The organism is Afipia sp. DC4300-2b1 (genome assembly GCF_049895725.1).
In the GTDB taxonomy this organism is placed as follows: domain Bacteria; phylum Pseudomonadota; class Alphaproteobacteria; order Rhizobiales; family Xanthobacteraceae; genus Afipia; species Afipia broomeae.
This window is the reverse complement of the sequence record NZ_JAFCSX010000001.1, coordinates 144,447-164,664: the sequence shown is the minus strand read 5'-3', so window position 1 is coordinate 164,664 and position 20,218 is coordinate 144,447. Positions and strand designations below refer to the sequence as shown.

27 protein-coding genes are annotated in these 20,218 nt (G+C 61.3%); 13 read left to right on the top strand and 14 right to left on the bottom strand.

The features are described from left to right. Positions 1-36: 36 nt before the first annotated feature. Positions 37-885 (bottom strand): prolipoprotein diacylglyceryl transferase, encoded by an 849-nt coding sequence (gene lgt / locus ACP7AL_RS00825; RefSeq protein WP_425987884.1) that lies wholly within the window; start codon positions 883-885, stop codon positions 37-39. A 180-nt stretch (positions 886-1,065) separates the two neighbouring features. Between lgt and ACP7AL_RS00820 the strand changes: the two genes are divergently transcribed. Further along, on the top strand, positions 1,066-1,326 hold the full coding sequence (locus tag ACP7AL_RS00820; RefSeq protein WP_425987881.1) for an accessory factor UbiK family protein: 261 nt from the start codon (positions 1,066-1,068) through the stop codon (positions 1,324-1,326). An 11-nt stretch (positions 1,327-1,337) separates the two neighbouring features. Here ACP7AL_RS00820 and ACP7AL_RS00815 read toward each other — a convergent pair whose 3' ends face one another. Further along, positions 1,338-1,718, bottom strand: a complete 381-nt coding sequence (locus tag ACP7AL_RS00815; RefSeq protein ID WP_425987878.1) for a tautomerase family protein — start codon at positions 1,716-1,718, stop codon at positions 1,338-1,340. Between the two features lie 49 nt (positions 1,719-1,767). Continuing rightward, positions 1,768-2,253: a MarR family winged helix-turn-helix transcriptional regulator gene (locus ACP7AL_RS00810; protein WP_425987875.1), complete on the bottom strand. Its 486-nt coding sequence runs from the start codon at positions 2,251-2,253 to the stop codon at positions 1,768-1,770. 125 nt (positions 2,254-2,378) lie between these two features. On the opposite strand from ACP7AL_RS00810, the gene ACP7AL_RS00805 reads away from it, so the two are divergent. Together ACP7AL_RS00805 and ACP7AL_RS00800 are read left to right on the top strand one after the other, a co-directional pair. After that, the gene (locus ACP7AL_RS00805) at positions 2,379-2,828 is read left to right on the top strand and encodes a tautomerase family protein (RefSeq protein WP_024919988.1); all 450 of its coding nucleotides are present in this window, start codon (positions 2,379-2,381) and stop codon (positions 2,826-2,828) included. Positions 2,829-2,926: 98 nt separating this feature from the next. Further along, positions 2,927-3,508 (top strand): TetR-like C-terminal domain-containing protein, encoded by a 582-nt coding sequence (locus tag ACP7AL_RS00800; RefSeq protein WP_425987873.1) that lies wholly within the window; start codon positions 2,927-2,929, stop codon positions 3,506-3,508. Here the strand turns inward: ACP7AL_RS00800 and ACP7AL_RS00795 are convergent. Both ACP7AL_RS00795 and ACP7AL_RS00790 read right to left on the bottom strand, forming a co-directional pair. Further along, positions 3,495-4,502, bottom strand: coding sequence for a Bug family tripartite tricarboxylate transporter substrate binding protein (locus ACP7AL_RS00795; RefSeq protein ID WP_425987871.1), 1,008 nt, complete (start codon positions 4,500-4,502; stop codon positions 3,495-3,497). The two genes, ACP7AL_RS00800 and ACP7AL_RS00795, sit on opposite strands and share 14 nt — an antisense overlap. A 107-nt stretch (positions 4,503-4,609) precedes the next feature. Then, positions 4,610-5,704 (bottom strand): HD domain-containing phosphohydrolase, encoded by a 1,095-nt coding sequence (locus tag ACP7AL_RS00790; RefSeq protein ID WP_425987869.1) that lies wholly within the window; start codon positions 5,702-5,704, stop codon positions 4,610-4,612. Between the two features lie 190 nt (positions 5,705-5,894). Here ACP7AL_RS00790 and ACP7AL_RS00785 point away from each other — a divergent pair, with 190 nt between their 5' ends. Beyond that, positions 5,895-6,950 (top strand): acyltransferase family protein, encoded by a 1,056-nt coding sequence (locus ACP7AL_RS00785; protein ID WP_425987867.1) that lies wholly within the window; start codon positions 5,895-5,897, stop codon positions 6,948-6,950. Between the two features lie 2 nt (positions 6,951-6,952). Here ACP7AL_RS00785 and ACP7AL_RS00780 read toward each other — a convergent pair whose 3' ends face one another. Further along, positions 6,953-7,192: a hypothetical protein gene (locus ACP7AL_RS00780; RefSeq protein ID WP_425987865.1), complete on the bottom strand. Its 240-nt coding sequence runs from the start codon at positions 7,190-7,192 to the stop codon at positions 6,953-6,955. Positions 7,193-7,399: 207 nt separating this feature from the next. Here ACP7AL_RS00780 and ACP7AL_RS00775 point away from each other — a divergent pair, with 207 nt between their 5' ends. From ACP7AL_RS00775 to ychF, 4 genes are all read left to right on the top strand, one after another. Continuing rightward, positions 7,400-7,603, top strand: coding sequence for a hypothetical protein (locus tag ACP7AL_RS00775; protein ID WP_425987863.1), 204 nt, complete (start codon positions 7,400-7,402; stop codon positions 7,601-7,603). Between the two features lie 185 nt (positions 7,604-7,788). Continuing rightward, on the top strand, positions 7,789-8,517 hold the full coding sequence (locus tag ACP7AL_RS00770) for a 50S ribosomal protein L25/general stress protein Ctc (protein ID WP_425987860.1): 729 nt from the start codon (positions 7,789-7,791) through the stop codon (positions 8,515-8,517). 21 nt (positions 8,518-8,538) lie between these two features. After that, on the top strand, positions 8,539-9,153 hold the full coding sequence (gene pth / locus ACP7AL_RS00765) for an aminoacyl-tRNA hydrolase (protein WP_024919993.1): 615 nt from the start codon (positions 8,539-8,541) through the stop codon (positions 9,151-9,153). 120 nt (positions 9,154-9,273) lie between these two features. Next, the gene (gene ychF / locus ACP7AL_RS00760; RefSeq protein ID WP_006021994.1) at positions 9,274-10,371 is read left to right on the top strand and encodes a redox-regulated ATPase YchF; all 1,098 of its coding nucleotides are present in this window, start codon (positions 9,274-9,276) and stop codon (positions 10,369-10,371) included. 167 nt (positions 10,372-10,538) lie between these two features. Here the strand turns inward: ychF and ACP7AL_RS00755 are convergent, their stop codons facing one another. Further along, the gene (locus ACP7AL_RS00755; RefSeq protein ID WP_006021993.1) at positions 10,539-10,838 is read right to left on the bottom strand and encodes a DUF4282 domain-containing protein; all 300 of its coding nucleotides are present in this window, start codon (positions 10,836-10,838) and stop codon (positions 10,539-10,541) included. A 186-nt stretch (positions 10,839-11,024) separates the two neighbouring features. On the opposite strand from ACP7AL_RS00755, the gene ACP7AL_RS00750 reads away from it, so the two are divergent. Then, the gene (locus ACP7AL_RS00750) at positions 11,025-11,483 is read left to right on the top strand and encodes a MaoC family dehydratase (protein ID WP_425987857.1); all 459 of its coding nucleotides are present in this window, start codon (positions 11,025-11,027) and stop codon (positions 11,481-11,483) included. Positions 11,484-11,491: 8 nt separating this feature from the next. Beyond that, a complete protein-coding gene (locus ACP7AL_RS00745; RefSeq protein ID WP_425987855.1) occupies positions 11,492-11,971 on the top strand; it encodes a MaoC family dehydratase in 480 nt (159 codons plus the stop codon). A 105-nt stretch (positions 11,972-12,076) separates the two neighbouring features. Here ACP7AL_RS00745 and ACP7AL_RS00740 read toward each other — a convergent pair whose 3' ends face one another. From ACP7AL_RS00740 to ACP7AL_RS00725, 4 genes are all read right to left on the bottom strand, one after another. Further along, positions 12,077-12,490, bottom strand: coding sequence for a hypothetical protein (locus ACP7AL_RS00740; protein ID WP_006021990.1), 414 nt, complete (start codon positions 12,488-12,490; stop codon positions 12,077-12,079). Positions 12,491-12,663: 173 nt separating this feature from the next. After that, positions 12,664-13,548 (bottom strand): hypothetical protein, encoded by an 885-nt coding sequence (locus ACP7AL_RS00735; protein WP_425987853.1) that lies wholly within the window; start codon positions 13,546-13,548, stop codon positions 12,664-12,666. Positions 13,549-13,764: 216 nt separating this feature from the next. Beyond that, positions 13,765-14,196 (bottom strand): nuclear transport factor 2 family protein, encoded by a 432-nt coding sequence (locus ACP7AL_RS00730; RefSeq protein WP_006021988.1) that lies wholly within the window; start codon positions 14,194-14,196, stop codon positions 13,765-13,767. Between the two features lie 236 nt (positions 14,197-14,432). Beyond that, positions 14,433-14,681, bottom strand: coding sequence for a hypothetical protein (locus ACP7AL_RS00725; protein WP_425987850.1), 249 nt, complete (start codon positions 14,679-14,681; stop codon positions 14,433-14,435). Between the two features lie 146 nt (positions 14,682-14,827). Here ACP7AL_RS00725 and ACP7AL_RS00720 point away from each other — a divergent pair, with 146 nt between their 5' ends. Beyond that, complete coding sequence (locus ACP7AL_RS00720; RefSeq protein WP_425987848.1) at positions 14,828-16,093, top strand: serine hydrolase domain-containing protein; 1,266 nt, start codon at positions 14,828-14,830, stop codon at positions 16,091-16,093. A gap of 27 nt (positions 16,094-16,120) precedes the next feature. On the opposite strand, the gene ACP7AL_RS00715 is transcribed toward ACP7AL_RS00720, so the two are convergent. Both ACP7AL_RS00715 and ACP7AL_RS00710 read right to left on the bottom strand, forming a co-directional pair. Further along, the gene (locus ACP7AL_RS00715; RefSeq protein ID WP_425987845.1) at positions 16,121-16,576 is read right to left on the bottom strand and encodes a nuclear transport factor 2 family protein; all 456 of its coding nucleotides are present in this window, start codon (positions 16,574-16,576) and stop codon (positions 16,121-16,123) included. 150 nt (positions 16,577-16,726) lie between these two features. Then, the gene (locus ACP7AL_RS00710) at positions 16,727-17,419 is read right to left on the bottom strand and encodes a hypothetical protein (RefSeq protein WP_425987843.1); all 693 of its coding nucleotides are present in this window, start codon (positions 17,417-17,419) and stop codon (positions 16,727-16,729) included. A gap of 180 nt (positions 17,420-17,599) precedes the next feature. Between ACP7AL_RS00710 and ACP7AL_RS00705 the strand changes: the two genes are divergently transcribed. Together ACP7AL_RS00705 and ACP7AL_RS00700 are read left to right on the top strand one after the other, a co-directional pair. Further along, the gene (locus ACP7AL_RS00705; RefSeq protein WP_425987840.1) at positions 17,600-18,682 is read left to right on the top strand and encodes a Rieske 2Fe-2S domain-containing protein; all 1,083 of its coding nucleotides are present in this window, start codon (positions 17,600-17,602) and stop codon (positions 18,680-18,682) included. 111 nt (positions 18,683-18,793) lie between these two features. After that, positions 18,794-19,765 (top strand): ATP-dependent 6-phosphofructokinase, encoded by a 972-nt coding sequence (locus ACP7AL_RS00700; RefSeq protein ID WP_425987837.1) that lies wholly within the window; start codon positions 18,794-18,796, stop codon positions 19,763-19,765. A gap of 17 nt (positions 19,766-19,782) precedes the next feature. Here ACP7AL_RS00700 and ACP7AL_RS00695 read toward each other — a convergent pair whose 3' ends face one another. Then, complete coding sequence (locus ACP7AL_RS00695) at positions 19,783-20,154, bottom strand: tRNA-binding protein (RefSeq protein ID WP_425987834.1); 372 nt, start codon at positions 20,152-20,154, stop codon at positions 19,783-19,785. Positions 20,155-20,218: the final 64 nt, after the last annotated feature.

The following is a 20,218-nucleotide window of genomic DNA, read 5'->3' as shown; positions in this document are numbered from 1 at the left end:
ATCGGGAATCGCTAATTTAAATATGATCTTACGTTATTAAGCCGCTTTGGCAGCGCCGTCACCCGCCGTGCGCGGCCCGCGGCGCCATGCAGCCCCGATAAAAATGAGGCCGGCGACAATCATCGGGACCGACAGGATCATGCCCATGGTCAGGCCGCCCCAGAGAAATCCCAGTTGCGGGTCGGGTTCGCGGAAAAACTCGCTGACGATGCGCGCGACGCCATAGAGCGCGGCGAACGCACCGATGATCAGGCCCGGGCGCTTCAGCGCGCCGCCCCGGATCAGCAGCGCCAGAATGATGAAGAGAACAACGCCCTCAAGACCCGCTTCATAGAGCTGGCTTGGGTGACGCGGCAGCGGTCCGCCGTTCGGAAACACCATCCGCCAGGGGACGCTCGCATCCGCCGTGCGGCCCCACAACTCGCTGTTGATGAAGTTCGCCAGCCGCCCGAGCAGCAGGCCGATCGGGCCGACCGCGCAGGTCACGTCGCCGAGCGACAGCACGGAAATATTCCGTTTCCATCCGAACAGCAGCACCGCGATCACGCAGCCCATGAAACCGCCATGGAACGACATGCCGCCGGTCCACAGCTTGAAGATTTCCGCAGGATGCTGGGTGAAGAAACTCAGATTGTAGAACAGCACATAACCGGTGCGGCCGCCGAGGATGATGCCGAGGGTCACCCACAGGATGAAATCGTCGAAATCCGTCACCGTGAACGGCGCCTTGCCGCCCCACAGCCGCTCACTGCGGATGATCTTGCGCGCATAGAGCCACCCCAGAACGATGCCGCCGATATAGGCCAGCGCGTACCAGCGGATCGCGATCGGCCCGATGGCGATGGCGATGGGGTCGAAGACGGGGAACGCGATGGTCAGAAACATGGGCAGGCAATGTCCGGCGGGGGTCGCGAATCCTGGCGTCTATTCCGCGAAAAGTAGCCCCGGTTTGCGACAGGAATGCGCGTTTAACAATTCACGTGTTTCTTACATCTTGCGTCCTGGCAAGGCCATCACCATTGTCTGGGCAAGCTAAACACGGTATTCGGCCCTCGGAGTTTCATGATGACCCAGACCAGCAACCGCTTTTTCGACGAGATCGCTCGCCTGATGAACGATGCCGCGGGCGCCGCGCAGGGCGTGAAGCGCGAGATCGAAACCGTGGTGCGCAGCCAGGCCGAGCGCATCCTGCGCGACCTCGATCTCGTCAAGCGCGAGGAATTCGAGGCGGTGAAGGACATGGCGCGCCTCGCCCGCGAGGAGAACGAGGCACTGAAGGCTCGTCTCGACCTTCTGGAGAAAAGGACCGGCGCTGCTGGAATATGAGGCCGGAGTCGTCACGCGTACTGCGCGATGCCGTTGCCGAACGACCAGTTTTCCTTCGCGACTTCCACCAGATTGATGAAGACGTCCTCGCGGCGGATGTTCAGTTGCGCATGCAGGTCGTCGGCGATGCGCTTGTAGAAGGCCTTCTTCATCTCCACCGTACGCCCCGCATTGAGCGTGATCTGGATGAAGACGATGTCCTTGCTGTATTCGATGCCGAGATAGCTCTTCGGAAAGTTCAGCTCTTCCGGCGGGTGCTCGCTGATGACCTGAAACTTGTCGTCGGCGGGAACGTTGATGGTTTCGATCATCGCCGTGTAGATGATCTCGCCGATGGCCTTGCGATGCCCGGCTGACTTTCCCTTGGCGAGATCGATGCGTACGAGCGGCATGAGGCTTGTTCCTTTGTCGTGAAAAATAAATCGCGCGATGCGGGGGGCGTCAGGCTTTCCTGCGCGTTTTGCGCTCGACAACCGGCTCTTCAGGATCGGTTGCGCCAGAGAGCGCCTGAAGTTTTTCAAGTGTGTCGATCAGCGGATCGCCCTTGCGGGCGGCGAAGATTTCCTTGGCGGACCCAAGGATCTGGTCCTGTGCGACCTGCCAGCTTGATGTCGCGGTATCGATCTTCCTGCCGCCGGCGCTGCTCAGGCGGATCTTCTTCTCGCGGCCGTCGTCGGTGTTTTGAAAGCTGACCCAGCCGTTGGCCGCGAGAACTTTCACGTTCCGGGAAATGGTGGTGGTGTCGAGGACGACCTCTTCGGCGAGTTCGCTGAACGTCGCTGCGCCACCGAGGCGGCGCAGTGCACGCAGCAGCGAGAACTGGGTGATGCGGATGCCGTGATCCTTGAGCGCGGCATCATAGAGGCGCGTCAAGGCCCGCGAGGAACGGCGAAACTGGGTGCAATAGCAATCGGTGAACATCGGCATCCTTAGTCTGGTGGCTCAGCCTACGCGACATTAGATGCATATACAATAAATAAAGATTGCATATGCATCTATATATCGTCACTTTCCGCGGGCAGAATGGATACTGAATGAATCCGGAGGAACCGATGCCGACCTACACCGTGACGACGGCAAACCTGTCGCTCTCAGCCGCTCAGAAGGGGCAGATCGCCGAGGCGATCACGGCGGCCCATCATGCCGCAACCGGTGCGCCGGCGTTCTTTGCGCAGGTAATCTTCCGCGCCCTCGAGAACGGCGAACATTTCATCGGCGGCAAGCCTAACGCGCATCCGCACGTTTTCGTCCACGGCATGATCCGTTCGGGGCGAGGAATCGATGTGAAACAGAAGCTGATGGGCGAGGCTGCCGACAAGGTGCGGGCGGCCGCGGGGGTTGGCGCGGAGGATGTGTGGTTCTACATCCAGGACATCGACGCACCGCAGATGATCGAGTTCGGCCGCTTCCTTCCCGAACCCGGCGCGGAAGACGCATGGCGAAAGGCCATCACGCCCGAGAAGCAGTCACAGCTTGGTAAAGCAGGAGTCAGGGTCTTGTGACGGCCCATGCCGACCATTTGAATCGAAACGCTTCGGCTTTGCGCCAAGGACGTTGACCAATCCGGTCCAGAATCTCGATCTGGTTGCGAGGCTTGGCTGTGACTCCGTTCGATCGCACACGTTTCTCCGAGGTTGAACGCGTCATCAAGGCGCCTGCACCGCGATGGGACAAGAAGATCGCCGCCGACCTTGTCACGGAAATGGAGGCCTTCTTCGGCAAGGTGGATACCATCCCGCAGATGAAGCAGGCGCTGGCGATCGCGGGCTATCAGGGACTTCAGCGGCAGATTGAAAAAGCCGTCAAAGGCAAGACGTGCCTGGATGCGATCCGTGCGATGGCGCATGCGATGCGCAGTTTTTCGCTTGGCAGTCCCGGCCTGGCCATTGCGTCGTTTCGCGACCCGGATGTCGACAATCCCGAGTATCAGAAGGCGGCGGGGCAACTGGCTCTGGTCGTACTCCGCGTTTTTGGCGAGGCAGGAATCAGTGGCGAGGCCGCCAGGCATGCGGTCCGCATCCTCAAGAGCCTGGTTCGCGGATTCGTCATCAATGAAATGTCGGCGCCGGTCGCCCGCCCGATCGAATATCAAAAGAGCTACGTTTTTGCGGTCGAGATGTTCGTTCGCGGTTTGAGCGAGCTTCGGGACGCGAAGGAAGCCGAACGCGTCAGTCCAGTCTGATCCCCGCGGTCTTGATCACCTTCTCCCACTTCGTGGTTTCGGATGCGACATAGCCCGCCATCTCCTGCGGCGTGCTTTGCAACGGATCGATCCCGGCATCGATCAGCTTCTGCTTGATCGCGGGATCGTTGACCGCCTTGAGATAAGCCTCGCGCAGCTTCGCGATGATGTCGGGCGAGACTTTCGCCGGTGCGGAAAAGCCCTGCCACGCCCATGCCTCGAAGCCCGGAACCGCGGCGGCAACGGCCGGCACGCCCGGCAGTCCATAGAACTCGCCCGGTGAACACACGCCGATCGCCTTGATCGATTTCAGGTTGAGCTGCGACCGCGCTGTGGCGAAATCGACGAACATCATTCCGATCTGTCCGCCGGCGAGATCCTGCAATGCGGGGCCCGCGCCCTTGTAGGGAACGTGATTGAGCTTGATACCGGATGACTGCGCGAACAGTTCCGCGGCCAGATGGAACGGGGAGCCGACACCGGCGCTCGCATAGTCGATGGCGCCGGGCGCTTTCTTTGCGGCATCGATCAGGGCCTGCACCGAATTGACATTGAGCTTGTCGGTGTTGACCAGCAGCACGATGGCGAAGCGTCCGGTCAGCGAGATCGGCGCGAAGTCCTTCTGCGGATCGTACGGAAGCTTCTGGTACAGGCTTTTGTTGGAGGCGTAGGTCGAGGTGTCGCCGAGCAGGAACGTGTAACCATCGGGCTCGGCCTTCGCCGCAGCTTCGGCGCCGATCTGCGTCCCGGCGCCGGGGCGGTTCTCCACCACGATCTGCTGTCCGAGTGTGCCGCTCATCGACGCCGCCACCAGCCGCGCGAAGAAATCCGTGCCGCCGCCGGCTGCGTAGGGGACGATGAGATGAACCGGCCGCGTGGGGTAGGCTGCCTGCGCCCAGGCCGGGGCAGCCAGACCGGTGGGAGCGGACAGGCTCGCGCCAAATGCTGCGGCGGCTGTCATGAATGATCGGCGGGTCAGCGTTTCGATCGGCATGGGCGTCCTCCTGCGCGGCCGATGCGATGCCGGCACGCGTCCCGAATTAGTTGCAAGTGCACCTAATCGTGTCGGCGGAATAAAATCAACGAAGGAAATGCGGACGCTCAGGTCCCGAACGCCACCGGGCGGAAGGCCTGGCGCAGCGCGCCGTCGAGTTTGCTCCCCATCAATTCCATGATTCCGTAGGCCTGTTCGGGCGTCATCGCGGATGTTTCGGCGTCGGGCTCGAGCAGGGTCGCGTAGGTATCAACCAGCGTGATGATGCGGACGATGTCGCTGATGCGGTCTCCCTGAAGGCCCTCCGGGTAGCCAGTGCCGTCGAGCATTTCATGGTGGTGCAGGACGACGTCGAGCACCTCGCCGGGAAATCCGCGCTGCTCTTTCAGCGCGTTGTAACCGAGTTGGGTGTGCTGCGCGAGAACGGCGTTCTCCTCGTCGGTCAGGACGCCGATTTTTTCGAGAATCGGAACGGGAATGAACGCCTTGCCCACATCGTGGAGCAACGCCGCGCGGGTCAGGCGGCGCTGGTCGTCTTCGCGCATGCCGAGATGATGGGCGAAGGCAACCGCATAGCCGGTGACATGCAGGGTGTGGCGATAGCTCTTGTTGTGATGCTTGTTGACCGCGATCAGCCACTGCCGCAGCGAGCAGCGTTTCAGCGCGCGCAGGATCTGTGTTTCCGCCTGCATCACATCGTCGAACGAAAGTGGAATGCCGGCGGGGAGCCGCCGGAAGATTTTCGACATCACGACCAGCGCGGCGGTGACGCCGGTGCTCAGGATGCGCGCGTCGGTGGTGCGTTCGTCTTCCGGCGTCTCCGGAAAGACCTGGCGGATCCGGTGCAGGATGCTCTCCGGATGAAACGGCCGCTGGATGGTGTCGGTGGCGCCGAGCGCCCAGGCCTGCGCCGATCCGTGGTGAAGCGCGTCGGCCAGAACGAACAGCCGGGGCAGGGGCTGATAGTCCTTGCCGGTGAGCTTGCTGCGCACGCGCTGCACGGCGGTGGCCGAGGTGAGATCGATGTCGATAATGACACCGGCGAAATCGCTGGCCGGATGATCGGGCAGGTCGAAAATGGAAATCGTTTCCACGCTGCCTGCATTCCTCAGAATGCGCGCGAGGTCTTCGCTTTGGTCCTCACAATCCGATGCGAGAAGCAGACGTCGCGATGTCTGCGGAAGTTCTGCCAAAGCAGCCATGTCCGTCCTCTGCGGGGCGTTAGGTATCAACTCCACAGATGTAGCGAAAAACAGGTTCCCGACTCTTAACAGTTATCCTTAACGGCGGTTACCGGCTCTCGTCACGCAACCGTGCCTTCCGCCGGCTGCATCTTTAATCAAAGCTGAGTAGCGATGGTAACGATTGAGTAAAAGAGCGCAGCCGCCGGCCATGCCGAAGATTCTGTCGATCCAGTACCTGCGCGCCGCCGCCGCCGTGATGGTGGTGTTTTTCCATGCCGACGGCATGGCGGAGGAGTATCTCAATTTCAGTGGACTGCCGTTCGGCGCGGCCGGCGTCGACATTTTCTTTGTCATCAGCGGATTCATCATGTGGATCACCACGGCGTCGGAGCGAACCACGCCGGCATCCTTCGCGGTGACCAGGATCATCCGTATCGTGCCGCTCTACTGGACGATGACGCTGTTGCTCTATGGCGGCTGGCTGATCTTCCGCGATCCCGCAACAGTGCCCTCGCTGTGGAATCTCGTGCGGTCCCTGCTGTTCATCCCGTTCGTCTCGCCGCGAACGGGAGAAATCCAACCGCTGCTGATTGCCGGATGGACGCTGAATTTCGAGATGTTCTTTTATGCGGTGTTTGCTTTCGCTCTTTTCATCGCAAGGCGACACCGCGCGTTGCTGGTTTGCACAATCCTGGGGGCGCTGGCGGCATTGCCGCTGCTGGTCTCGCCATCGGGGCCGATCGGGCTGACCTACACCAGCCCGCTTCTCATTGAGTTCATGATCGGATGTCTGCTGGGCATCATGTATGAGCGCAAGGCGTTGCCGCGCCCGGCTGTTGCCGTATTCCTGCTCGCCGTCGGGTGCGGTTTGCTGTTGACGTCCGGGATGCTTTCGGCGGCCAGTACCGGCGTCGCGCGACTGTTTCACTGGGGCCTGCCGGCGTTCCTGATCGTGACGGGTGCGCTCGCTCTCGAGCGGAAACTGAGGGTCTGGCGCTTGCCGATGTTGCTGGGCGACGCATCCTATTCGATTTATCTCACCCACGGCGTCGTGCTCTCCGTTGTAAAGAGCGCGGTCGTGTTGTCGGGGTTGGATGCACAGCCGCTGCTGACCGGCGAGTTTATTCTTGCAGGTTGCCTCGGCAGCGTCGTGGCGGGAGTGGCGGTTTATTTTCTGATTGAGCAGCCGCTCGTTGCTGCTGCCAGGAACTCGCGGGCGGCGGTCCGGCGCGTGCCGCCAACCGCTGCGCAACAAGTCACCTGATGCTAATCAGCACCGTCAGTGCCGTCCCCAACGCCGGGTCCGCTGCTGCCGAGCACGCCATAGTCGCTGGATTTCATTCCCGTACGGGTCACGGTCCCGGCAGAGGCCAGACCCAGCTTGAGAAGTTCCCGCACGGCGGCGGCCCGCGTCGGCATCCGGTGGTTGAAGCGAAAGTCGTCGACCGCGGACAATTCCTCAGGCGAAAGCATGATCTGCAGGCGTTCGCCGCGCAAATCGCTCATTTTAGCCTCCTGTGGGGGCGCTTTGCTGCCAAGGTCTTTGCGAGACGATGGGTTAGTCAATTACTCAATTCACTCACGTGGACAAAGTTCCCCACTCCGCTGCGGAATCCCAAAATTAGTAAAAAACTTCTTTAATTTCAATTAGTTATGCCTTGCGGCATGGTTCGTTCGGTGCGATATTGGCTCAGGAGGGGCGCTCACTTCTGATTGGATATTTCGATGCTCAACAATAATTCCGCCGATCTGCGCGAATGGGCAGCTCGCTGTGAGAAGATGGCTGCATCGGCGACCAGCGAAAACGAGCGCGCGGACCTGCTCCGCAAGCGCGACGCGCTGCGTGCCTTGGCAGACTCTGAAGACTGGCTGGCGGGGCTGTCGCCAGGTGGAACGCCGGCAATTTCCTCAATCTGAGGGCTGATGGCCTGGTCCCGGCGCCGGAAAAAGCCGCTCTAAAATCCGCTCATTTCCTTGTGTTTCTGGCCCTTTGGGGCTAAGAACCCGCCACGTCAGCGGCCCCCGCACCCCTGGAGGCTCGCCGCGATGTAAACCCGGGCCGCTTTGCGGCCCTTCACTTTTAAATCTTGAGGAACTTAACAATGGCGACCGTCAAGGAATTGAAGGCGACCGCTCGTCCGAAGGCCGGCAAGGGGGCCGCCCGGGCTGAACGTCGCGCTGGCCGTATCCCGGCAGTGATCTATGGCAACAACCAGCCCCCGCTGACCATCTCGCTCGATGACGCTGAACTGCGCCTGCGCATTCAGGCCGGGCGTTTTCTGACCACGATTCACGACATCGAACTCGACGGCAAAAAGCACCGCGTGATTCCGCGCGACTTCAGCCTCGATCCGGTGCGCGACTTCCCGCTGCACGTGGACTTCCTGCGTCTCGGCGAAGGCTCCAAGATCCGCGTCAGCGTTCCGCTGCACGTGCTGAATTCGGAAACCTCGCCAGGCGTGAAGCGCGGCGGCACGGTCAACATCGTGACCCACAACATCGACCTCGAAGTGCCGGCGGACAACATCCCGCAGTATCTCGAAGCTGACGTGGGCAAGCTCGATATCGGCAGCTCGCTGCACATCACCGACATCAAGCTGCCGAACGGCGTGAAGCTGTTCACCCGCGAAGACGCGACGCTGGTCACCATCGTTCCGCCGTCGGGCTACAACGAAGAACTGAAGGCTGCGGCTGCTGCCGGTGGTGCTGCGCCTGCGGCCGGTGCTGCGCCTGCGGCCGGTGCTGCGGCGGCTGCTCCTGCGGCTGGTGCTGCGAAGGCTCCGGCTGCTGCTGCTGCTGCCAAGGCGCCTGCTGCCGACAAGAAGAAGTAAGCGGCCGGGAGAGCCCGTGCCATGCGCCTGTTCGTCGGACTGGGGAATCCCGGCGCGAAGTATCAGGGCAACCGGCACAACATCGGGTTCATGGCTGTCGACGAGATCGCACGGCGTCACGGATTTGGTCCGTGGCGCCGTCGCTTTCAGGGGGAGACCTCCGAAGGCAATCTCGGCAACGGGCGCGTCATTCTGCTGAAGCCCACGACTTATATGAACGAGTCGGGCAACGCGGTCGGCGAGGCAACCAAGTTCTTCAAGATGGGCGTCGGCGACATCACGGTGTTTCACGACGAGATCGAACTGCCGCCCGCGAAGCTGCGGGTCAAGATCGGCGGCGGCATCGCGGGACACAACGGACTTCGCTCGATCTCCGCGCATGTCGGCAACGATTATCGCCGCGTAAGGCTCGGCGTCGGGCATCCCGGCGTCAAGGATCTGGTGCATCAGCACGTCTTGTCCGATTTCGCCAAAAGCGAAATGCCCTGGGTCAGCGCGCTGTGCGAGGCGATTGCCGACAACGCGGCGTTTATCGTCACCGGGCAGGACGCGTCGTTTGCAAACAAGGTGCATCTTGCGATGGATGCAAAGGGATTCACATCGAAGGACGACAGCGAGCCGTCGCCCAAAAAATGATTGTCATCGCCGGGCTTGATCCGGCGATCCATCTTTCCAAAGAAGATGGATACGCGGGTCAAGCCCGCGTATGACGAAATGAAATCGAAGCGGTCACCGCGTCAAAGTCGAAAGAAGATCATGGGTTTCAAATGCGGCATCGTCGGACTGCCCAACGTCGGCAAGTCCACACTGTTCAACGCGCTGACGGAAACGGCGGCGGCGCAGGCGGCGAACTATCCGTTCTGCACCATCGAGCCGAATGTCGGCGCGGTCGCGGTGCCTGATCCGCGCCTCGACAAGCTGTCGGCGATCGCGAAGTCGCAGCAGATCATTCCGACACAATTGACGTTCGTGGACATCGCGGGTCTGGTCAAAGGCGCGTCGAAGGGCGAAGGCCTCGGCAACCAGTTTCTCGCCACCATCCGCGAAGTCGATGCGGTGGCGCATGTGGTGCGCTGCTTTGAGGATTCCGACATCACCCACGTCGAAGGCAAGATCGCGCCGCTGGCCGATATCGAGACCATCGAGACTGAGTTGATGCTGGCCGATCTCGACAGCCTCGAGAAGCGGGTGGACAGCTTGTCAAAGAAGGCCAAGGGCAACGACAAGGACGCCAAGGAGCAGCTCGAACTGGTCGAGCGCGCGCTGAAGCTGCTGCGCGACGGAAAGCCGGCGCGTTTCCTCGAGCGCAAGGCCGAGGAAGAGCGCGCATTCCGCATGCTCGGTCTTCTGACGTCCAAGCCTGTTCTTTATGTCTGCAACGTCGAGGAAGGCGCTGCCGCCACCGGCAATAGTTTCTCGCAGCAGGTATTCGAGCATGCGAAAAAGGAAGGTGCGGTCGCGGTGGCGATTTCCGCCAAGATCGAATCCGAGATCGCGACGCTGTCACGCGAGGAGCGGGTGGACTTCCTCGACACGCTGGGACTGGAAGAAGCCGGTCTCGACCGCCTGATCCGCGCCGGTTACGAGTTGCTGCATCTCATCACGTATTTCACGGTCGGTCCCAAGGAAGCCCGCGCCTGGACCATCACCAAGGGCACCAAGGCGCCTGCGGCGGCCGGTGTGATTCATACCGATTTCGAGAAAGGCTTCATCCGCGCCGAAACCATCGCCTATGACGACTACATCGCGAATGGCGGGGAAGCCGGCGCGCGCGACACCGGCAAGCTGCGGCTGGAAGGCAAGGAATATGTCGTCGCCGACGGCGACGTGATGCACTTCCGGTTCAATACGTAATTGCACGGCGGTCCGTCATCCGGAGGTGCGGGTTCTTGCGAGCGTTGAAGGATGACGGATAAACAGAAGGCCATCGCCCTTCGAGGCCCATAGCCGTTCGAAAAACGGCGTTCTTTCAAACGCCTGCTGCTTCGCTCCGGCACCTCGGGGTGACGGCGGGAAAATATCTACCGTTCGTGGTCGCGGCCCTGGTCGCGGATCGCGCCGAGATGTTCGTTGATCCTGAATATGATCAGGATCAGTTCGGCGCTGATGCGCGAGAAAATGATTCCGACGACAATGCCTGCCAGTGCTGACAGCAACTGGATGAAGCCGCCGAACGGGCTGATCGCCATCAGGGTCAGCGCGGAGAATATTCCGGCGATGCCGAACAGGATGATCAGTGCGATCACCAGCCAGTAGAAGACCTTGATGATGGTGGGCGTGATGAACCTGTCCCACTGGAAGAGATCCTGGAAATGAAACATGGGTTTTCTCCAGATGAGGCGCAAAAGATCGAGGACGGTAGGCGAATCAGCGACCGGCTGAATCGCTCCGGATGGTGAAGGTTGTCGCATATCGCCGAAAAGGACGGAAGCTGACCGCGAAACGCACCGCTTGAGGTGTCCTCAAATAACGGCCAAACTGCGCCTATCCACAGCACGATAGAAACGATGAAACTGACATTCGAAGACTTCAAGCCCGGCCATTTCGGCACATTCGGCCCGCACCACGTCTCCCGCGACGATATTATCGCCTTCGCTTCCGAGTTCGATCCGCAGCCGATGCATCTGGACGAGGAGGCCGCCAGCCGCACCATCCTCAAGGGGCTGTCGGGCTCGGGCTGGCACATATGCTCGCTGCTGATGCGGATCTGCTGGGACGGTTTCATTCACAACATCGCCTCCGCCGGCTCGCCCGGTGTCGATGAGGTGCGCTGGGTTTCGCCATTGCGGCCCGGCGACGATCTCACGATATCCGTCGACGTGGTCTCGACGCGCGAATCCAAGAGCCGTTCTGACGTCGGGTTCGTTTACATCAAGAACGACATGCGCAACGCATCGGGACAGACGCTGATGCTGGCGACGCTGCCCCTGATGGTGTTGCGCCGCGCCGCGGCCGGCGCGAAGTAGGACAAGCCATGCCATATTTCGAAGACATGAATATCGGCGATCGCCGCGAACTCGGATCGTTCACGTTCACGCCGGCAGGCATCAAGGCCTTCGCCGCCAAGTTCGATCCGCAGCCGTTTCATCTCGACGAGGAAGCCGGGCGCAATTCCGTGTTCGGCGGTCTCGCCGCTTCGGGCTGGCATGTGGCGGCGACTTACATGCGGCTCACGGTGGCGAGCTTCCAGCGTGAAGCCGCTGAACTGGCGGCGCGCGGCGAGAAGCCGATCGTGTCGGGACCGTCGCCGGGATTTCGCGAACTGAAATGGCTCAAGCCCGTGCTGGCGGGCGATACCCTGACCTACGTTTCCGAGATCACGTCGAAGCGCCCGCTGGAGTCGCGGCCGCAATTCGGCTTCGTCGGCTTCTACAACACCGGCGTCAATCAGCGCGGCGAACTGGCATTCTCGTTCATGGGCTCGGTGTTCGCGGCGCGGCGCCCCATCTCCTGACAGAAAAATGCCGCCCGCTCTGTTCGAGGGGCGGCAAGTCTCAGGGAGGTTACCAAGGCACGATCCGCGGCATCGTGCCGCGGTCAGAGTATCGTTCAGTATCGTTTAGTCCTGGCGCGGCTCGGGAGCCGAGCGTTTCCACTGCGCCAGATTGTCGGCGATCATGCGCGTTGATTTCATCGCGGTCTGTCCGAGCTGAGCGTAGCCCGCCAGTTCGCGCTGGATGCGCTGACCTTCATTATGCATCAGCGTGCGCAGCCCTTCGAGCTCCGCAATCAACGTTTCGATTTCGCTGACCGAAGCTCCTGCGACGCGGTGGATCAGTGTGTTGACGCTGCTGACAGCGGCCTCGGCGGTGGCGTCCGAAGGTGTCTCGGTGCCAGGAGCGGCCGGCGTGCGCCGAAGGTAGGCGACATCCTTGCGGACGAAGTCGCGAATGCCCGCTTCGACGTCGGTGACGGCGGCGAGGGTCTTGTCTTCATCGGTCATTTCGGACTTTTCTGCTGGCAAAGCGTTCATCGGCTGTTCCTTGTTTCGCAGGTTGAGCGAGCGCGGAGTCCACCGCACGACGAGTACCGGTATAAGTGTCCAGCCGATCGTGACCGAAACGCGGCGAGGTTGCGGCGAAGGCGGATTCATACAGTGGACAAAACGGGAAAGCCCGGGATGGTAGCCACCCGCTTAAGTGGAACCTACCAGCGTGTCCTGAAGCCGGCGGTCAGGCTGCTGTTTGGAGCGCCGCTTGGGGTTTCGCTGACGGATCCGGTCACAGTGACGCCGCCGAACAGTTTCTGTTCCGCACCAATCCGGCGCAGCCATTTGTCGTCGGCGCTGGAGTGGGTCTGGCCTGCGATGAAACTTGTTCCGGTTTCGGCGATGCCGAGTTTGGCGGACTGATCGATTTCATAAATGCGCGATGACGCGCCGAGGCCGAACACCGGCACCAGCGTTTGCTGTGTGACATTGTATCCGTGCTGCAGGGTGAGTGCGTACTGATCGCCGCCGAACGGCAGCGACTTGCTCAGCGACGTTCCGAACTTGCTTTGCTCCTGCGACGGATCGGTGCGCGCCTCGATGGCGGTCTTGTCCCAGATCGAGCCGACGCCAGGCGCGGTCATCGCGGCCCATGCGCTGCCGGATGATTGCGAGATCTGATTGTTGTGCGCGATTTTTTCCGCGAGCACTTCCGACGATGTCATCGGCATCTTCGTTGTGACGTTGAGGTCCGCGCCGACGCGGGTGTCCCAGAAAGGAGTAACCGGCTGCTTGATCGCGACGGCGGAGGAGCCGTCCGGTTTGTCGGTGCGGCTCCACGACCACGGGTCGTCGATTGCGGCGCGGATCTTGCGATCGATTGCAGCGGGAGATTCGTAAAGCGATCTCGGATCGCTGTTGAGCACGCTCCAGTCGAGATCCGCCGGTTCGACGAATTCCGGCGCGGCTGTCTCGGTGTTTTCCGCAGGCGTGCCGTCTTCCGCCCGTGCAGACCCGGCTACGGCAGCCCAGAGTCCGCAGGCAATCGCCAGTGCGGTCACGATCCTTGGGGCTTTCGCTGGCTGCGGCATTTTCGGCGTCATTGCATTGCGTCCGGCAAATCGATCAGGCTGATCAGGCGCTATGCAGGTTAATATCGTCTTTCGACGCAGCAGTCGCGACTTCCGGCGATCATCTTCCAATGGTGTTTGTCGCAATTGTGTTGCGCCGGTTCAAGCCGCTGTGATCGTCGCGCGTTATCCCGCCCAAACAAAAGCCCCGCGCGGGCGGGGCTTGTCATCCAGCAGTTATTCACTTGGTTAGGCGATCTTCGGCAGATGAATCTGGCGGCCAAGAGTCTGTTCGACGAGGTCGAAGGTATCGATCACGGCGCGGAGGCTGCTCAGGCGTCCCGCCTTGAACTGGACGAAGAGGGCGACGCGGACACTGATCGGATTGCCGTTGGCTTCCGGCATCAGCGAATACCGCATCATCGACGCGGCCGAGTCCTCGCCGAGCATGATGGATTCCCGTTCGCTGCGGTGGAGTGTCACGATGCTGGAAATCTCGCGGACGACATCGACCACGGCCCGCTTGCCGCGCCGGGGGCCGAAAAAGGCAAACATGTCGATCGGTCCATAGATCGCCCAATCGACATTGTCATCGAGGACGGATTCAAGCTGATCGGTCTGACGCTCACTCAGCGCGCGGTGAAACGCGCGCGATACACGCCAGAGACTGTGCTCTGTCATTTTTTTGAAGTCCTGAAATGTAACTTAACAAACAGCAGACGGCTAAGGGCGTCTTCGCTGACGCCGTGCCAGAAAGCTGGAATTCCACTTGATGATACGGGTCATAGTGGATTCCAGCAGATTGACCACTCGCGATATTGCAATGCACAAATGCCGAAAGCGCGGGTTCGGCTTAAATTTCAATCAAGGCGTGTGGAGCGCCCAAAGCAGTGGCAGGCGATCGGGCTGATCCGGCTCTAGGCGTCGCCTTCCATGCGGATTCGTGCGCGTGACGCGGCATAGGCAGCCCAAATCGCGCCGGTAAGTCCGCCGAACAGGGCGCCGGCCGGGGCAAAGGTAAAAAACACCAGCGTCGCGCTGTAACCTTCGAAATCGCTGATCCCGAAAATGCTGACCCAGGCGATTCCGGCCAGGATGCCGGCCGCGGCGCCGAGAACGAGACCGACAACGGTCCCCAAGGCGGCGAGAACAACTGCTTTCATCATATCCCCCGTGATCCGGGGGCTAACTCCCGGACAACGGTTGGTCGGGCGAGGGGGCCGGCAGGTTCATCCGCTTGAACGCCGGACCGTCCCGCGCCATCCTCGCTGCATAATCACGAAGGGCTTTTCAGCAAACCTCCGAGACACCGATGACATTTTCATCCGCTCTGTATTCGTTAGGTGCGGCGGCATGCGTCTGCGTGCTGCTGGCCGGTGGCGCGTCCGCAAAGGCGGCCTGCGAGCCGTCATTCTCCCGTTCCGGACCGGATGCCGAGGCCTATGGCGCCGCCGAAAACTATCCGCTTGGCACCATCGCCGACCGCACGAAGCAGAACTACATGGTCGCGACATTCAGCAATTTCGACAAACTGCTTCCGGCCCATGCGGTGTTTCCGCCAGCCACGCCTTCGCCGCTGGCCCGCGACTGCGATCGTACGGCCTGGTCCTATGACTTCGATGGCGAGCGCCGCACCATCGATCAGTACCTTGCCCGGCATCCCACGACGGGACTGCTGATCGTCAGGGATTCGACGATCCTGTTCGAGCGCTATCAATACGGACGCCGCGACACCGATCGCCTGCTGTCCAACTCCATGGTGAAGACCATGGTGGCGATGCTGGTGGGGATTGCCATCAAGGAAGGAAAGATCCGCTCCATCGAGGACAAGGCGCAGGACTATGTGCCGGAGATGAAGGGCAGCGCCTACGGGCAGACATCATTGCGCGCGCTTCTGACCATGAGCGCGGGGATCGAGTTTTCCGAACGATACGACGGCACCGATGATGCCTTTGCGTTCAGCCGCGACCTGCGCCGCTCCGATCTGCCGAGCGCCGCCAACCTGCTCCGCCGCTACAACACCCGTGCCGCGCCGCCCGAGACGAAATTCGCCTATGCGGGATCGCAGACCGAAACGCTTGGTCTTGTGCTGATGGCTGCGACCGGCAAGCGCCTGTCGGATTATCTGTCGGAAAAAATCTGGAAGCCGATGGGCGCGGAAGACGAAGCAAGCTGGACCGTCGACGGGCACAATCAGGAGCAGGCCTATTGCTGTCTCGCTGCGCGGCTGCGCGACTATGCGCGCTTTGGTCTTCTGCTTGCGCGAGACGGCGGCGGAATCATTCCGGAAGCATGGGTGATCGAGGCAACCACCGCGCCTGAAGGTTCGTTCCGCGCGCCGCGCGTGGCGACGCCGTTTTATGGCTATGGTTACCAGACCTGGATCATGCCGGCCAAGCGCCGCATGTTCGCGATGCTAGGGACCAATGGCCAGGCGATCTTCGTCGATCCGGCGTCGAAGCTTGTGCTGGTGCATACCGCCGTCCGGCTGAAGCCGAGCAAGGATCCAGCGGCGCGCGAACTGACCGCGCTGTGGTTCGGACTGGTGCGGGAGCTTGGCGTCTCGGCGGCGCGGTGAGACCCGGGTCGAGACAACGCGGCGTGGCTACTGCCGCATCGCGTTTCTGACGCGGATGGAGAATTCACCGGTCAGATCTTCACCGATCAATTGCTGTACCAGATCGAAGGAATCGAACAGCGAGCGATATTCGACGATGAGGCCGTTGCGCAGTGTAAAGAATTCTCCAATATTGAGCCGGATGATGCGCTGGTCACTGCGTTTGGTCAGAACCGCCTGCACGAACGCTGCGCCGTGCGTTTCATTCGCGATCACAAAATCGATGATGTGATGCCTGCTCGAATAGCGCTCGCGCTGGATCTGGATGGCCTTCGCGATCCACGCCTTGCTTTGCTTGAGGCCGAGATGCGGAAAAATTTCCACGGGCGCATAGGTGATCGAGGTAAACGCGTCGTCGCAGCATTGCTCCATGCGCGGCGCGTCACCGGCATAGAAAGCGTCGAGAAAAGTCCGCACGCACTGTTCGGACCGATGATCGTTCATTGCGTTTGTCTCCCCAAGCTGGCGGTTCCGTAAGTGGGAACCGCCGGAGGATCAAGCCGCATGCGATGCGAGGTTTAACGAAGTCTCTCTAATGTGCCGACGATTTTCGCGACGGCATCCCTCGCGCGCGGACGGCGACGCAGCGAAAATTTACCGATAGTTGAGGCTCCACTGCAAAACCTGTGGGCGCACCCGGCGCAGAAGCAGATTCTTCGAGACGATGAGTTGGTCTCCCGTTACCGCCGCAAAACGCGGCGGCAATGGACTGGCAATGCCGGGCTCGAAACGGATCTTCAGCGTGCAGTCCCCCGCCAGGTTGACGAACGGGCCGCTGAGTTTCGACACTTCGCCGCCGCCGATGCCGCCAAATCCGGTGATGCTAAAGGTCTCGCCGTTGAGCTTCTCCAGTTCTTTCAGCGACAGGCCATTGCGCACACCGCCGGGGCCGGTCCATGTCGAAGGCGCTTCGATCGAGATGGAGGCGGGTCTGGCGCGGGCCTTGTCGTCCTTCCAGTAGATCACCAAGCGCCGGGTCGGATCATCGTCGAAAATGACTGTCGCCTTGGTCAGGACGCCGCTGGTGACTTCGACGTCCTTGAACACGACGTGTTTCGTGCCGAATTCGGTGACCAGCTTGGCGTGCGTCGCATCCTTCGCAAATGATCCTTCGCAGGCCAGCGACGGAGCCTTCGGCGCATCCTTCACATTGTTGAGCGACGTATCCTGCGCCATCGGCTCCGCCGGTTTGGCGGGCTTGTCGGCTTTCTTCGCGGCGTCAGCGGGTGCTGCCCCAACGCAAAACAGGACAAGAAATGCGCAAAGGCTGGCCGGTCGCAGATGCATCGTCATGTGTCCGTCGAGAGCCGGAGTCAGCAATAGTCATATGAGAAACCGTTACCCCCGCCAAGGCGCGATGACGTGATCGGTCACGATGAAACCACAACTTCCAGACAAACCCAATCGGGCGCTATATTTGCGCCAGTCCAGGCGCAAGCTCTGAACTTAGCAATGCCAAGGGGCCTCATGTCCGATACTCTCGATTTGCCCACCCGCCAGCTCGTCCAGCCACCAGACATCGACCTTCGCCGCATCGGCTCACATCCCGATCACTGGTACCCGCTGGCGTGGTCGAAAGAACTCAAGCCCGGCAAGACCTATGCCGCGCAATTCGCCGGCGAGCCCATCGTCCTCATCCGTCCGAAGGACGGTGGAGCGGTCTTTGCACTCGAGGATCGCTGCGCCCACCGGCAGGTGCCGTTGTCGAAGGGTGTGGTGGAAGGCTGTGCGGTGCGCTGCTGCTACCATGGCTGGACTTATGACGCGTCCGGCAAATGCATTGATGTGCCTTATCTGGGCAAGGACAAGCTGCCGAACGGCGTTCGCGCCTATCCCTGCCGCGAGCAGGACGGCCTGATCCTGATCTGGCCGGGCGATCCGAAAGCAATAACCGAGCTGGGCCCGCTTGGCTCGGCGCATGACAAGGCTTTCAAGACCCGCCGCTTCGGCAAGCAGGTTCGTTGTCACTATACGTTCATGCACGAGAACCTGATGGACATGAACCATCAGTTTCTGCATCGCCGCCAGATGGGCAAGATCGCGCCGCGCTATCTTGGCCGCCGCAAGGGCGAGGACTGGATCGAAGTCGATTACAGCTTTGCGCGCACCGAAGGCAGCCAGCCGCTCGGCGAAGCGCTGATCCTGAGCAGCCGCCGCGGTGCTGATCGCGTCAGCCGCGACCTGATGACGATCCGCACGGAGTATCCCTATCAGACCTTGCGGATCTGGACCTCCGGCGACGAGCCGGTGATGCACCTGTGGATCGCCTACACCCCGGTGGACGCCGAGCAGAAATTCAATCGTACGTTTGGATTGCTGTCAGTGCGCCGTCCGAAAATACCTGGTCTGCTCGATCTGGCGTGGCCGGCCTTGGTTTGGTTCACCGAACGGATCTTCGCCGAGGATCGCGAAATCGTCGAAATGGAGCAGCGTGCGCACGATGCCCAGGGGGCGGACTGGAATGTCGAGGTGTTTCCGCCCATTCGCGATCTGCGCGCGCTGCTGGCGGCCAACGGTCAGCCGATGACGGGCCCTGCCAAGTCTGTCTAGACCCGCTCCCGAAACGGAAGCCGTCGTCAGGAACGGGCTGTTGCGTCATGCGTTGTCGTTCAGCCGGAGGCATCATAGAGTCCGGGTGATCCGGTTCACGGGGCACATTTCATGAAAGCAATTGCGATTCTGACCAGCGGCGGCGACGCCCCCGGCATGAATGCGGCGATTCGTGCGGTGACGCGTAGCGCGCTCAATCGCGACATCGCGGTCTACGGTGTACGTGAAGGCTGGCAGGGCCTGATCGACGATCGCATGACGCGGCTCAGCGCGCGCGATGTCGGCGGCATCATCCAGATCGGCGGGACGTTTCTCGGCAGTGCCCGCTCGAAGGAATTTCGCGAGGAAGGCGGTCGTTCGAAAGCGCTGCGAAATCTGGCGACGCGCGGCATCGATGCCCTGGTGGTGATCGGCGGCAACGGCTCCCAGACGGGCTCCGCCGCGCTGCATGGCCTCGGCTTTCCCGTGCTCGGCATCGCCTCGACCATCGACAACGATCTTTACGGCACCGATGTCACCATCGGCTGCGACACCGCCATCAACGTGACGGTCGGAGCCATCGACAATCTGCGGACCACTGGCTCGTCGCACACCCGTGCATTTCTGGTCGAGACCATGGGGCGCAACTGCGGCTATCTCGCCATGATGGCGGGCCTTGCAGGCGGCGCGGAGGTTATCTCGACACCTGAATTCGAAGTATCGGCGTTTGAGATCGCCGAGCGGCTGCGCGCGGCTTACGAGCGCGGCAAGACCCATGCGATCGTGGTGCTCGCCGAAGGCGTCAAGGAGAATGCTGCGCATATCCTCGAATACTTCGAGAGCAACCGGGGCATGGCCGGATTCGAATTGCGCGCGACCGTGCTTGGCCACGTCGTGCGCGGCGCGCCGCCGACGGCCTTCGACCGGCTGCTGGCGACGCGGCTTGGCGTCGCTGCGCTCACGTCGCTGGCCGAAGGCGTGTCAGGTGTGCTGATCGGCGAGCAGCGCGGGGAAATCACGCGCACGCCGCTGGCGGAGATCGCCGGACGCACCAAGCCGATCTCCACCAATCTGATCGAACTCGCCCGCGTGCTGGCGAAGTAGATTCTGCGGGTAACGCGTCAGTAAACCTTCGTGCCGGATGCGACGATGTCGTAGCCGGAGTCATCCTTGCGCGGTGACAGCAGGATGATCTTCCCGCCGGCGTCCGGCGCGCCGAGGATCAGCACTTCGGACATGAAGCCTGCGATGTTGCGCGGCGGGAGATTGCTCACGCATATCACCAGCGAACCAACAAGCTGCTCCGCCGTGTTGTTGGTGATCTGCGCGCTCGACCATTTCTCGCCAAGCTCACCGAGATCGACACGCACCTTCCACGACGGATTGCGCGCTTTCGGAAACGGCTGAATTTCAAGAACACGTCCGACGCGCAGGTCGACCTTGGCGAAGTCGTCATAGGTGATGGGGGAGGAGGTCACAGTCATCGATTGCATTCGCGTCTCGGAAATAAGTGCGTCCTGTAGGCGCATGTTAAATGGAACACCTGGGTTCCAGATA

Bases quoted from the DNA above. Each gene is read 5' to 3' on its own strand.
- ACP7AL_RS00735 (WP_425987853.1), bottom strand. From the start codon at position 13,548: ATGACGCCGAAAATGCCGCAGCCAGCGAAAGCCCCAAGGATCGTGACC.
- ACP7AL_RS00770 (WP_425987860.1), top strand. From the start codon at position 7,789: ATGGCGACCGTCAAGGAATTGAAGGCGACCGCTCGTCCGAAGGCCGGC.
- ACP7AL_RS00725 (WP_425987850.1), bottom strand. From the start codon at position 14,681: ATGATGAAAGCAGTTGTTCTCGCCGCCTTGGGGACCGTTGTCGGTCTC.
- ACP7AL_RS00755 (WP_006021993.1), bottom strand. From the start codon at position 10,838: ATGTTTCATTTCCAGGATCTCTTCCAGTGGGACAGGTTCATCACGCCC.
- ACP7AL_RS00795 (WP_425987871.1), bottom strand. From the start codon at position 4,502: ATGCCGATCGAAACGCTGACCCGCCGATCATTCATGACAGCCGCCGCA.
- ACP7AL_RS00745 (WP_425987855.1), top strand. From the start codon at position 11,492: ATGCCATATTTCGAAGACATGAATATCGGCGATCGCCGCGAACTCGGA.
- ychF (WP_006021994.1), top strand. From the start codon at position 9,274: ATGGGTTTCAAATGCGGCATCGTCGGACTGCCCAACGTCGGCAAGTCC.
- ACP7AL_RS00810 (WP_425987875.1), bottom strand. From the start codon at position 2,253: ATGCCGATGTTCACCGATTGCTATTGCACCCAGTTTCGCCGTTCCTCG.
- pth (WP_024919993.1), top strand. From the start codon at position 8,539: ATGCGCCTGTTCGTCGGACTGGGGAATCCCGGCGCGAAGTATCAGGGC.
- ACP7AL_RS00705 (WP_425987840.1), top strand. From the start codon at position 17,600: ATGTCCGATACTCTCGATTTGCCCACCCGCCAGCTCGTCCAGCCACCA.
- ACP7AL_RS00750 (WP_425987857.1), top strand. From the start codon at position 11,025: ATGAAACTGACATTCGAAGACTTCAAGCCCGGCCATTTCGGCACATTC.
- ACP7AL_RS00780 (WP_425987865.1), bottom strand. From the start codon at position 7,192: ATGAGCGATTTGCGCGGCGAACGCCTGCAGATCATGCTTTCGCCTGAG.
- ACP7AL_RS00805 (WP_024919988.1), top strand. From the start codon at position 2,379: ATGCCGACCTACACCGTGACGACGGCAAACCTGTCGCTCTCAGCCGCT.
- ACP7AL_RS00710 (WP_425987843.1), bottom strand. From the start codon at position 17,419: ATGCATCTGCGACCGGCCAGCCTTTGCGCATTTCTTGTCCTGTTTTGC.
- ACP7AL_RS00815 (WP_425987878.1), bottom strand. From the start codon at position 1,718: ATGCCGCTCGTACGCATCGATCTCGCCAAGGGAAAGTCAGCCGGGCAT.
- ACP7AL_RS00790 (WP_425987869.1), bottom strand. From the start codon at position 5,704: ATGGCTGCTTTGGCAGAACTTCCGCAGACATCGCGACGTCTGCTTCTC.
- ACP7AL_RS00740 (WP_006021990.1), bottom strand. From the start codon at position 12,490: ATGAACGCTTTGCCAGCAGAAAAGTCCGAAATGACCGATGAAGACAAG.
- ACP7AL_RS00695 (WP_425987834.1), bottom strand. From the start codon at position 20,154: ATGCAATCGATGACTGTGACCTCCTCCCCCATCACCTATGACGACTTC.
- ACP7AL_RS00720 (WP_425987848.1), top strand. From the start codon at position 14,828: ATGACATTTTCATCCGCTCTGTATTCGTTAGGTGCGGCGGCATGCGTC.
- ACP7AL_RS00715 (WP_425987845.1), bottom strand. From the start codon at position 16,576: ATGAACGATCATCGGTCCGAACAGTGCGTGCGGACTTTTCTCGACGCT.
- ACP7AL_RS00785 (WP_425987867.1), top strand. From the start codon at position 5,895: ATGCCGAAGATTCTGTCGATCCAGTACCTGCGCGCCGCCGCCGCCGTG.
- ACP7AL_RS00730 (WP_006021988.1), bottom strand. From the start codon at position 14,196: ATGACAGAGCACAGTCTCTGGCGTGTATCGCGCGCGTTTCACCGCGCG.
- ACP7AL_RS00820 (WP_425987881.1), top strand. From the start codon at position 1,066: ATGACCCAGACCAGCAACCGCTTTTTCGACGAGATCGCTCGCCTGATG.
- ACP7AL_RS00700 (WP_425987837.1), top strand. From the start codon at position 18,794: ATGAAAGCAATTGCGATTCTGACCAGCGGCGGCGACGCCCCCGGCATG.
- lgt (WP_425987884.1), bottom strand. From the start codon at position 885: ATGTTTCTGACCATCGCGTTCCCCGTCTTCGACCCCATCGCCATCGCC.